Source organism: Dyella ginsengisoli LA-4 (assembly GCF_000334915.1).
In the GTDB taxonomy this organism is placed as follows: Bacteria; Pseudomonadota; Gammaproteobacteria; order Xanthomonadales; family Rhodanobacteraceae; genus Dyella_A; species Dyella_A ginsengisoli_A.
On sequence record NZ_AMSF01000032.1, the window covers coordinates 32352 to 43731 of the forward strand.

An 11380-nucleotide genomic window follows, 5' to 3' on the forward strand; every position below is an offset into this window, starting at 1 on the left:
GCCGCGATGCTCTTGCTGCAATGGTCTGAAATGCATCGCGGCTGAAGCCGCTCCTACAAACGCATCAACTTCCCACCAAGGAGCCAACCCCATGAAAGCCCCCGTTCGAGTTGCCGTCACCGGCGCCGCCGGCCAGATCGGTTACGCCCTGCTGTTCCGCATCGCCGCGGGCGACATGCTGGGTCCGGACCAGCCGGTGATCCTGCACATGCTGGAGATCACCCCGGCGCTGCCCGCGCTGCAGGGCGTGGTGATGGAGCTGAACGACTGCGCCTTCCCGCTGCTGGCCGGCACCGTCGCCACCGACGACGTCAACGTCGCCTTCAAGGATGTCGACTACGCGCTGCTGGTCGGCGCCCGTCCGCGCGGCCCGGGCATGGAGCGCAAGGACCTGCTGGAGGCCAACGGCGCCATCTTCGCCCCGCAGGGCAAGGCGCTGAACGACCACGCCAAGCGCGACGTGAAGGTGCTGGTGGTCGGCAACCCGGCCAACACCAACGCGCTGATCGCCCAGCAGAACGCCCCGGACCTGGATCCGAACTGCTTCACCGCGATGGTGCGCCTGGACCACAACCGCGCGATGAGCCAGCTCGCCGAGAAGACCGGCAAGCACAACACCGACATCAAGAAGATGACCATCTGGGGCAACCACAGCTCCACCCAGTACCCGGACCTGCACCACGCCACCGTGGACGGCAAGCCGGCGCTGAGCCTGGTCGAGCAGAGCTGGTACGAGAGCGACTTCATCCCGACCGTGCAGCAGCGCGGCGCGGCGATCATCAAGGCCCGCGGCGCCTCGTCGGCCGCCTCGGCCGCCTCGGCCGCGATCGACCACATGCGCTCGTGGGCGCTGGGCACCACCGAGGGCGACTGGGTCTCGATGGGCATCCCGTCGGACGGCTCCTACGGCATCGCCCCGGGCGTGATCTACGGCTACCCGGTGACGATCAAGGACGGCAAGTACGCGATCGTGCAGGGCCTGGAAATCAACGATTTCTCCCGCGCCCGCATGGATGCCACCGACAAGGAGCTGCGCGAGGAGCGTGCTGGCGTCGAGCACCTGTTCGCGAAGAAGTAAGCCGGCTCGTTTCGGCTGGAGGAGAGGGCGGCTTAGGCCGCCCTTTCTTTTTGGATGGTCTTCACCGACCTGGCTGGATATTTCCTCAACGTCATCCCAGCGAAAGCTGGAGGCGCTCTTCAACGGCGAATCCCGAAAAGGGGACGAGTGCCGGTCATCCAGTGACTTCGCACCGCATTGGCGAGGCGGTGCGCGGATGGGCGTGCGCACTTGTTGCAGACTCAAAAGCGGTTTCGACGTCCTGCGGCCGCCGAGTCACTTTCTCTTGCTTGCCCAAGAGAAAGTAACCAAAGAGAACGGCACCCTGCGTCCGTCGTCCCTCCGCGCCTGCGGCGCTCCAGGCACGCGGGTCGGGCCGGGCTTTTCGACAGGGCTCCTGCCCTGACGAAAAGGAACGGGCGTTCTGCCCGTTCCCCTGCGGGCCTTTTCGTCCCGACCCGCTCGACTCCCGAAGGGAGTTTCAGACGGCTCGCTTCGCATCGCTTTTCGTAACCGCGCGGGCTGCATGCGTTCATCGGCGACCTGTGTCGCGATCATCGCTGCGCTGCCGGCACTTGAACGCTCGGCATGGCCGGTACAGGGCTATGCTGGTGCATCGTCCGAATGGAGTGCGCTGCCATGAGTCATGTATCGGGCAAGACCCGCAATGCCTTCACCTACGAAGGCGACTTCGAGCGGGGCAGTCGCGGGCGGGTTCAGTGGAGTGCCACCTATCGCAAGGAAGGCAATTTCTACGGTATGCGCAACGGTCACCTGGAGCAGATGCAGGATGTCCTAGACGCGGATCTCGATGCGGTAGTGAAGCGGGCGATCGAGAACAAGTGGACCGAGCCAGAGGACACTCGCCATTGATCGCCTGCTCACCGAGCCTGACGCACATGCCTCGTTGATGCGCAAGGCAGCGCGATAACGACGCACTTCCTACAATGCGCCCCCGTTTTGCAAGGTCGGATACGCGCCGCATGAACATCGTCGTCAACGAGGAACTCAAGGCCTACATCGAGCCGATGACGCCGGAGGAATACGAGGCGCTGGAACGAAGCCTCCTCGCCGAAGGCTGTCGCGATGCGCTGGTGCTGTGGGGCGAGATCCTGGTCGACGGGCATCACCGCTATGCGATCTGCCAGAAGCATGGCTTGTCGTTCCAGACCGTGCAGCATCCGCACTTCCAGTCGATGGACGACGTGCACCTGTGGATGATCGACCAGCACCTGGGCCGGCGCAGCCTGTCGGTGTTCCAGCGCGGCGAGCTGGCGCTGCGCAAGCGCGACATCCTCGCTGCGCGTCGTGCTCAGGCGCGGGTGAAGTTGCCGCCACTGCCGCCGATTCCGGAAGACGCGGAAACCGCCGCGGAAGATGCAGCGCCGGTTGCCGAGCCGGCAGCCAGCGCGCCGGACGCACCGGTGGAGGCGCCGCCCAGCCGCGAGGCGCTGGCGAAGGCTGCGCGCCTGAGCAACACGCAGGTCGGGCTGATCGAGAAGATCCGCAAGCAGGCCGCGCCCGAGGTGGTGGAGGCGGTGAAGGCCGGCACGATCTCGATCAACGCCGCCGCCGCGGTGGCCAGCCTGCCGGAGGACGAGCAGCGTGCGGCGGCCAGCGGCGGCGACAGGGAACTGAAGGAGGCCGCCAAACGCGTGCGCGAGTCGCGGCGCAAGCCGAAGGAGGTTCCTGCGGCCGCCCCTGATGCGGCCGCTGGCGCGGAGGATGAGCTGCAGCAGCTGCGCCGGCGCGTGGCGGAGCTGACCGCCGAAGTCGCTTCGCTGCGCCAGCTGCTGGCCGAACTACAGGGCGGGTAAAGGCGCGGCGCGACAGCGAGGGCTTCGCGCCGCACCGCGTCGTCAGTGCGAACGGGCGGTCGCGCTCGCCGCGGCCTCGCGCACGTAGGCGAGCAAGGCATCGTCGACCGAGCTGCCGGTACGCAGCTCCGGCTCCTTCGCATAGGCCTCGCGGATCTTCGCGTGCGTGGCCGGGTCGTCACCGGCATATGCGCGGAACATCGCCATCCAGCGCTGCGCCATGGCCTGCACGGCCGGGTCGTCCGCCGGTACGCCATCGGCGAGGGCGGTGCGCAACGCGGCGATGAGTTCGGGCCAGGCATACATCTGCTTGCCGTAGTGGGCGCGCATGCGAGCCATCTCGTCCTCATCCAGATAGCGGGCGAAGATCGCCAGCCGCGCGCTCACCAGGGAGTTCTCCACGAAGCGCTCCAGTGCCGGCGTGATGCCGCTGCGTTCGCGCATGCCCGGCTCCGCTTCGGTCATCGTGCGCAGGCGCAGCAGGAAGGCCGGGTTGTTGCCGGTGCCGCGGCCGATCATCTCCATCCACTGCAGGGCGAGTTGCTGCGCATCGGCATCGTCCGGCGTGGCGCCGCGATCCATCGCCGACTGCACGGCGGCCACCAGGGCGCTCCAGGCCGGCAATACGTCCGGGTCGGTGTGCAGTGGCAGGGCTTTCAGTTCCTCGGGGGTGAAATACTTCTCGTACATCGTCATCTGCTCCAGCGTGTCCAGCCAGTCGGCCAGGTCGGGGGACTGTCCGGACGACAGCTGCGCACGCAGGTGCACCAGCCGTTCGCGCAGGCGGGCGGCATCGGCCAGGTCGCGGTCGAGCTGGGCGATCTGGCGATCCACCACCTCGGCCAGCGGTGGCTGCGCTCCGGACAGGGCTTGCCCGATGTCGGCCAGCGCCAGACCCAGCTGGCGCAGGGCCTGGATGCGATGCAGGCGTTCGATGTCCGCCTGCCCGTAAAGCCGGTAGCCGGCATCGGAGCGCGAGGACGGACTGAGCAGGCCGATCGCGTCGTAGTGGTGCAGGGTGCGCACGGTCAGCCCGCTACGCTTCGCCAGTTCGCCCACCGTCAGCTGCATCGTCGTCACTCCGTTCGCCTCGCTTGGGACCGCACGCTAAGGGCTCACGTTACGTGAGGGTCAAGTCCTTTGGCCACGAGCGGCGCCCCGCGCTGCCGGCGCGTCCAGAACTAGCGGAGCTGGTAGGAAAACCCGAGATTGATGCGCGGGCGTCGATGGCTCGCCTCCAGCGGACGATCGCCAAACGGTTGCGCCACGGTGAGGTCGACGGCGTAGTGGCGGTCGTCGGACATGCGCAGGCCCACGCCGGCCGAGCCGAGGCGGTCGATCGGCAGATGGCCCTGATGGACGTAGACCCGGGCGACCTGCGCGACGGCATACGGGGTCAGTGTTTTCAGGTAACGCTTTCCCACCGACCAGTTGCGGTTGAGCTCCAGCGACAGTCCCCAGCCACTGTCGCCGGCGGCTTCACCGGGGTCGTAGGCCAGCGCGTAGCGCGCCCCGCCGAAGGTGATCCGCTCGGTGCTGGGCAGGGTGTCGGCGCTGTACTGCGCGGCGACGCTGAAGCGCGTGCCGAAGCGCGCGGTCCATCGATCGGCCTGCTCGAGGCTGGCGTTGTAGCGGGTGAAGGCGACATCGCCGGGGTACGCCAGCGGGACATCGCTGAGGCTGCTGCGCGCGACCGACTCCGCGCCCCAGCGATCCAGTCCCCGGGCGATGGCGAAATTGATCTTGCGGCTGCGTCGGGTGCTCGTGCGCTGGTCGTCGAAGGTGGCGAAGAGCACACGTACCCGGCTGTCCAGACTGAGCTGCGCGTTGGTGACGATGTTGCGGTAACGGTCAATGACGTCGGCGCGAAAGGTGCCGCCGCCGATTTCCCGGATGTGGTCGGCGGAAAGCTGCAGCGGGTAGCTTGCGGCCAGTTGCAGGCGGTGCTGGGTCAGACGCCGGCTCAGGTCGGGAAGCGACTGGAACGAATCATCCGGCCGGCCGTCGTAGCGCGAGCCGTCGAGGCTCAGCTGCAGCCCGTCCGAGCCCACCGGGACCGCCAGCGAACCGGCGTCGTAACGCTGCGAGCCGCGACCGCGCGGAAAGAGGGTGGACAGCGTGAGCTTTTCGCCCAGCGGGGACAGGCCGTTCAAAGTCGCGCTCAGCAAGCCCTGCACGCCGGGATGATTGAAGTCGACGCTGCTGGCCAGGTTGAAGCGGGTGCGCGTGACGTCGAGTTCCAGCCGGGTCGCGCCGTCGGTGGTGGTGGGTGCCGGAACGTTGACATCGACACGGGCGCCGGGTAGCCGGCCCAGCAACTGCACGTAGCGCTGGAACGTCGCGGTGCGCAGCGGGCGCTCATCCTGGATGTGCGAGGTGATGGCGCGGATCTTCGCCTCCAGCGAGCCGGCGTCGCCATGGATTTTCACCTGCGCCACATAGCCTTCCACCACCACCACGCGCACCACGCCGCCCGCGAAGGTCTGGGCAGGGATGTAGGCGAAAGAGAGCGCGTAGCCATGAGATTCGTAGAGCGCCCTGACCTTGTCGGCGGCGACAATCAGGTCGGCCACGCGCACGGTGTGTCCGGCGAGCGGCTGGAACAATTTCGCCATCTCGGTCACCGGCAGTGCGTGTGCGCCGGCGATCTCGAAGCGGGTGGGAACCAGGGTCCGTGCCAGCAGCGCCTGCAACTGCGCGTTGCGCTGCGGCTGCACGCTGAGTCGAACCGCTGGGGTCGGCGCCATGGGCACCGGCGTGGGCAGGGTCTGCAGGGGATTGCCCACGTACGGGCGCGATTGCTGTGCCTGGGCGCCGACGACCAGCGTGGCGCCGAGCAGCAGGCAGGCTCCTCTCTTCATGACGTGTCCTTACGTGTCGTGGATGGGGGCCGGGCGACGGAGGCGCCCGTTGGCGCAACGGAAACGGGGGCGTTGCCGCCCCCGTTCCGGGTCGTGCATGGATCGTCAGTGGCTGCCCCCCTTGGAGCGGAGCAGGCCACCGAGCAGGCCGCCAGAGCCGGAGGAGCCCTGCGACGAGGCCGAACTGCCGCCCTGCACCGTGCCGGAGAGGCCGAGAGTTCCGGACAGTCCCACGCTGCCGGTGAGGCCACCGACCGCTTTGCCGAGGGTGCCGGTGACCGGCTGCAGGACGCCGCCACCGCCACTGTCACCGGCACCGGCCACGCCGTTCACCACCTGGCTGAGCGTGCCGGTGACCGGATGCAGCGGGCCGCTGGCGATCGCATCACCCAGACCGCCGCCTACCGCGGTGACGGCCTGTCCGGTGGTGGCGACGACACCGCCGACGGTGCCGGTGACCGGTGCGAGTGCCGTGTTGTCGCCGACCGTGGCCAATGTCCCACCGGCGCCGGTGATCGTCTGGCCAAGCCCGCCGACCGTGCCGGCGGCCGCGGTCGCCGTCACTCCGACCGGATCGGCGATGCTGCCGGTCTGGCCGAGCCCGTTGTTCAGGCCTGCGCCGAGCGTGTCCAGCGAACCGCCCAGCGTGTGCAACGTGCCGCCCAGCGCCTGGGTGGTGCTGCTGCCGCCCAGTGGCAGCGACTGTGAGGCCACCGCGCTGCCGAGCCCGCTCACCAGGTTCGAGCCGCCATCGACCAGGCCGCCCGCAGAGCGCGAGGCCAGTGCCACGATGTTGGTCGAGCCGCCGCTGGCGCCGGACTGTCCCAGCACGGCGATGGGAGTGACGACGCCGCTCAACGATTGCGTAAGCGATTGCACCGATCCGGCTGCGATGATCTGGCCGAGCGCGGCGCCGCCATCGCCTAGTCCATTGCCGAACATCGAGATGCCGCCACCGAGGGCGGAGGTGATTGGCTGGATCGGCGACCCCTGGAAGGCTCCCAGGCTGCCCACCGTCTGGCCGAGGCTGTCCACGGCGTCGCCGGTATACGCCACCACCGTTCCGGTGCTGCCCAGGGTGGTGCCGACCGGGTCGTCGATGTTGCCCACCTGGCCCAGGCCGCTGCCGACCCCATCGCCAGCGGCGGTGACCGCGTTGCCGACATGGGTGACTACGCCCGCGAGTCCGTCGGTGACGCCGTTGCTGCCGCCGAGCAATACCTGGTTGGGAATCTGCGCGCCGATACCCGACACGGCTCCGCCCGCGGTCGCCACGATGTTGCCGGCGTCGGTGAGCACCGCTCCGGTCAGCCCGCTGGGCGCGGGCAATGAGCCGCCGCCATCACCGGAACCGCCGCCATCGCCACCGGATCCACCGCCACCGCCGGATCCACCACCACCGCCGCCGGACCCACCGGAACCGCCGCCAGATCCTCCAGAGCCGCTGCCGGAGCCGGTGCCCCCGGATCCTCCGCCGTTGTCACCACCACCCCCGACCGGGGTACCACCTCCGCCGGTGCTGCCTGGCGATGCCGAGCTTCCGGGTGGATGGTTCAACCTGACCGAGCCGGAACCGCTGCATCCGGCGAGTGCCAGGGCCCCAGCGGAAAGACAGCTGACAATGAGAAAGCGTGTCTTCCACGATGACGTCGTCGTCTTGCGCATGATCTGCCTCCTGAACGCGTGCGTTCTCGAGATCGAGCGAAACGTACCGCTCCATTTGCTCCCCCTGCATTCCGGACGTACGGGCTCCAGCGCGCCAGGGATGCACGCATTCAGCAATTCGTCGACGTCGATGGCGGCTCGCCTTGATCGATGCAAGGCATTGACGCAATTGGCAATTTCTGGCGATGGATGGGCCGGCGGGCACAGCCGGCGCAATTGTCCGACCAAAGTCGGGTCTGGCGGATGGAAGGGGGCGGTATATCGTCGATCGCACGGGTGAGGGAGCGGACGATGGGCTACGACGAGTTCTACCGGCAGTCGGTCGAGGAGCCGGAACGGTTCTGGGGCGAGCAGGCGAGGCTGATCCACTGGGAGACGCCGCCGCAGCAGATTCTCGACGCCTCGAAGCTGCCGTTCCGACGGTGGTTCGTCGGCGGCACCACCAACCTCTGCTACAACGCGGTGGATCGCCACATCGCCGAGCGCGGCGAGCAGCTGGCGCTGGTGGCGATCTCCACCGAGACCGGCGCCACCGAAGAGATCACCTACCGCGTGCTGTACCGCGAGGTGAATCGCTTTGCCGGCATCCTGCAGTCGCTGGATGTGGGCAAGGGCGATCGGGTGGTGATCTACATGCCGAACATGGCCGAGGCGGTGTACGCGATGCTGGCGTGCGCGCGCATCGGCGCGATCCACTCGGTGGTGTTCGGTGGTTTCGCCGCGCACAACCTGGCGCTGCGCATCGACGACGCCGAACCCAAGCTGCTGATCTGCGCCGATGCCGGCATGCGCGGCGGCAAGGTGATCCCGTACAAGCCGCTGGTGGACGCGGCGCTGGGCGAGGCGAAGGCGCCGCCGCCGCACGTGCTGATCGTCAGTCGCGGGCTGGATCCGGATATGCATCGGGTGGAGGGCCGCGACCTGGACTACGCCCGCCTGCGCGCCGAGCACATGAACGACGAGGTGCCGGTGGTGTGGCTGGAGTCGAACGAGCCCAGCTATCTGCTCTACACCTCGGGCACCACCGGCAAGCCCAAGGGCATCCAGCGCGACGTGGGCGGCTATGCGGTGGCGATGGCGATGTCCACGCGGCTGGTGTTCGACATCGGGCCGGGACAGGTGATGTTCTCCACCTCCGACGTGGGCTGGGCGGTGGGCCACTCGTACAACGTCTATGGCCCGCTGATCGTCGGCGCGACGTCGCTGCTGTACGAAGGGCTGCCGACCAACCCCGACCCCGGCATCTGGTGGCGGCTGTGCGAGAAGTATCGCGTGCGCTCCATGTTCTCTTCGCCCACCGGCATCCGCCTGCTGAAGAAGCAGGACGTGTCGTGGCTGAAGAAGGCGGATCTCTCCTCGCTCAAGTGGCTGTTCCTCGCCGGTGAGCCGCTGGACGAGCCGACCGCGCACTGGATCACCGATGGCCTCGGGGTGCCGGTGATCGACAACTACTGGCAGACCGAGACCGGCTGGCCGGCGCTCACCCTGATGCCGGGCCTGGAACTGAAGCCGGTGAAGTGGGGCTCGCCCGGACTGCCCGCTCCCGGTTACCGCATGAAGGTGATCAACGAGGCCACCGGCGAGGAAGCCGCCGCGGGCGAGAAGGGCGTGCTGGTGATGGTGCCGCCGCTGCCGCCGGGTTGCCTGACCACGGTGTGGCGCGACGACGATCGCTACGTCAACAGCTACTTCAGCCACTTCAAGGAGCTGCTGTACAGCTCGCTGGACTGGGCGATCCGCGACGCGGACGGCTACACCAACATCCTCGGGCGCACCGACGACGTGATCAACGTGGCCGGGCACCGGCTGGGCACGCGCGAGATCGAGGAGTCCGTCGCCACCTATGCGTCGGTGGCCGAGGCGGCGGTGATCGGCATGAAGGATGAGCTCAAGGGGCAGGTGCCGGTGGTGTTCGCCACGCTCAAGCAGGGCGCCACCGCTTCCTCGGAAGAGGCGGCGCGCGGCATGCAGCAGGCGGTGACCGACCAGCTCGGTCCGATCGCCCGGCCTGCGCGCATCTACGTGGTGAATGCCCTGCCGAAGACGCGCTCGGGCAAGCTGCTGCGCCGCTCGCTGCAGGCGCTGGTGCAGCACACCGATCCGGGCGACCTGTCCACGCTGGACGATCCGGCTTCGCTCGACGAGGTGCGCAAGGCGCTGGACAGGGGGCCGGACCTGGGCAGCTGAAGCTCCGTTACCGCCACAAGGATCCGCCGCAAAGGAAAACGGGACGGCAAGCCGTCCCGTTTTCCTTCCTGCGCCCTGCGGGGGGTTCTTCAGGCCGCTTCGGTCACCTTCTCGCGCTCTGCCACCGGCAGGCGCATCAGGTGGTCGAAGGCGCTGAGCGCGGCAGTGGAGCCGGCGCCCATGGCGATCACGATCTGCTTGTACGGCACCGTGGTGGCGTCACCGGCGGCGTACACGCCCGGCAGCGAGGTCTCGCCGCGGTCGTTGATGACGATCTCGCCGCGCGCCGACAGTTCCACCGTGCCCTTCAGCCACTCGGTGTTCGGCAGCAGGCCGATCTGCACGAAGATGCCTTCCAGGTCGACCGTGTGGGTGTTGCCGCTGACGCGGTCCTTGTAGGTCAGGCCGTTGACCTTCTGGCCGTCGCCCAGCACTTCGGTGGTCTGCGCGTTCACCAGGATCGCCACGTTCGGCAGGCTGCGCAGCTTGCGCTGCAATACCTCGTCGGCGCGCAGCTGGCTGTCGAACTCGAGCAGGGTGACGTGGCTGACGATGCCGGCCAGGTCGATCGCCGCCTCCACGCCGGAGTTGCCGCCGCCGATCACCGCCACGCGCTTGCCCTTGAACAGCGGGCCGTCGCAGTGCGGGCAGTAGGCCACGCCCTTGTTGCGGTAGGCGTCCTCACCCGGCACGTTCATCTGCCGCCAGCGTGCGCCGGTGGAGAGGATCACGGTCTTGGACTTCAGCGTCGCGCCGTTCTCCAGCTCCACCTGGACCAGACCGCCGGTGGCATCGCTGGCCGGAATGAGCCTGGTCGCGCGCTGCAGGTTCATCACGTCGACCTCGTGCTCGCGCACATTCTGCTCCAGCGCGGCAGCGAGCTTCGGGCCTTCGGTGTGCGGCACCGAGATCAGGTTCTCGATGCCCATGGTGTCCAGCACCTGGCCGCCGAAGCGCTCGGCCGCCACGCCGGTGCGGATGCCCTTGCGTGCGCTGTAGATCGCCGCGGCCGCGCCGGCCGGGCCGCCGCCGACGATCAGCACGTCGAAGGCCTCCTTGGTCGTCAGCTTCTCGGCGTCACGCTTGGCGGCGCCGGTGTCGAGCTTGGCGACGATCTGTTCCAGGCTCATGCGGCCCTGGTCGAACACTTCGCCGTTGAGGTAGACGGTCGGCACCGACATCACCTGGCGCGCGTCCACCTCGTCCTGGAACAAGGCGCCGTCGATGGCGACGTGCTTGATCTTCGGGTTCAGCACGCTCATCAGGTTGAGCGCCTGCACCACGTCCGGGCAGTTCTGGCAGGACTGCGAGAAATAGGTCTCGAAAGCGAACTCGCCGTCGAGGTTGCGTACCTGCTCGATCACGTCCTGTGTGGCCTTGGACGGATGGCCGCCGACCTGCAGCAGGGCGAGCACGAGCGAGGTGAATTCGTGGCCCATCGGGATGCCGGCGAAGCGCACGCCGATATCCGTGCCTTTGCGGTTGATCGCGAAGGAGGGTTTGCGCGCGTCGTCGTCGCGGCGCACCAGGGTGATCTGGTCCGAGAGCGCGGTGATCTCTTCGAGCAGCTCGTGCAGCTCGGCGGACTTGGCGCCGTCGTCGAGCGACTCGACGATCTCGATCGGCTGCGTGACCTTCTCGAGGTAGGCCTTCAACTGGGCGGAGAGATTGGCGTCCAACATGGCGATTTCCCTGGTGATGGGGTGAGTCTGGCGAGCGCCCGGGAAAATCCCGGGCGTCGCGAACGTTCAATGGGAGAACGAGAGGTCCGGGTGATCCGCGGACCGGGCGCG

The 11380-nt window shown here is 68.1% G+C and carries 8 protein-coding genes; 4 read left to right on the forward strand and 4 right to left on the reverse strand.

Features of this window, described 5'->3' with window-relative positions; genetic code table 11:
- The first annotated feature begins 91 nt into the window (after window positions 1–91).
- The 3 genes from C693_RS0109095 (at window position 92) to C693_RS0109105 (ending at window position 2874) form a co-directional block, all read left to right on the forward strand.
- Window positions 92–1078, forward strand: coding sequence for a malate dehydrogenase (locus tag C693_RS0109095; RefSeq protein WP_017461953.1), 987 nt, complete (start codon window positions 92–94; stop codon window positions 1076–1078).
- 618 nt (window positions 1079–1696) lie between these two features.
- Window positions 1697–1930: a hypothetical protein gene (locus C693_RS0109100; protein WP_017461954.1), complete on the forward strand. Its 234-nt coding sequence runs from the start codon at window positions 1697–1699 to the stop codon at window positions 1928–1930.
- 110 nt (window positions 1931–2040) lie between these two features.
- Window positions 2041–2874: a hypothetical protein gene (locus tag C693_RS0109105; protein WP_017461955.1), complete on the forward strand. Its 834-nt coding sequence runs from the start codon at window positions 2041–2043 to the stop codon at window positions 2872–2874.
- A gap of 42 nt (window positions 2875–2916) precedes the next feature.
- On the opposite strand, the gene C693_RS0109110 is transcribed toward C693_RS0109105, so the two are convergent.
- The 3 genes from C693_RS0109110 to C693_RS0109120 all read right to left on the reverse strand — a co-directional run bounded on the left by C693_RS0109110 (window position 2917) and on the right by C693_RS0109120 (window position 7064).
- On the reverse strand, window positions 2917–3945 hold the full coding sequence (locus tag C693_RS0109110) for a MerR family transcriptional regulator (protein WP_017461956.1): 1029 nt from the start codon (window positions 3943–3945) through the stop codon (window positions 2917–2919).
- Between the two features lie 110 nt (window positions 3946–4055).
- Window positions 4056–5735 carry a ShlB/FhaC/HecB family hemolysin secretion/activation protein gene (locus C693_RS0109115; RefSeq protein WP_017461957.1) on the reverse strand — a complete coding sequence of 560 codons (1680 nt, stop codon included), beginning with the start codon at window positions 5733–5735 and terminating at the stop codon, window positions 4056–4058.
- Window positions 5736–5840: 105 nt separating this feature from the next.
- Entirely contained in the window at window positions 5841–7064 is a 1224-nt protein-coding gene (locus tag C693_RS0109120; protein WP_017461958.1) for a collagen-like triple helix repeat-containing protein, read from the reverse strand.
- 627 nt (window positions 7065–7691) lie between these two features.
- Between C693_RS0109120 and prpE the strand changes: the two genes are divergently transcribed.
- Window positions 7692–9587, forward strand: coding sequence for a propionate--CoA ligase (gene prpE / locus C693_RS0109135; protein ID WP_017461961.1), 1896 nt, complete (start codon window positions 7692–7694; stop codon window positions 9585–9587).
- 89 nt (window positions 9588–9676) lie between these two features.
- Here the strand turns inward: prpE and ahpF are convergent, their stop codons facing one another.
- Window positions 9677–11269, reverse strand: a complete 1593-nt coding sequence (ahpF, locus tag C693_RS0109140) for an alkyl hydroperoxide reductase subunit F (RefSeq protein WP_017461962.1) — start codon at window positions 11267–11269, stop codon at window positions 9677–9679.
- Between the last annotated feature and the right edge of the window lie 111 nt (window positions 11270–11380).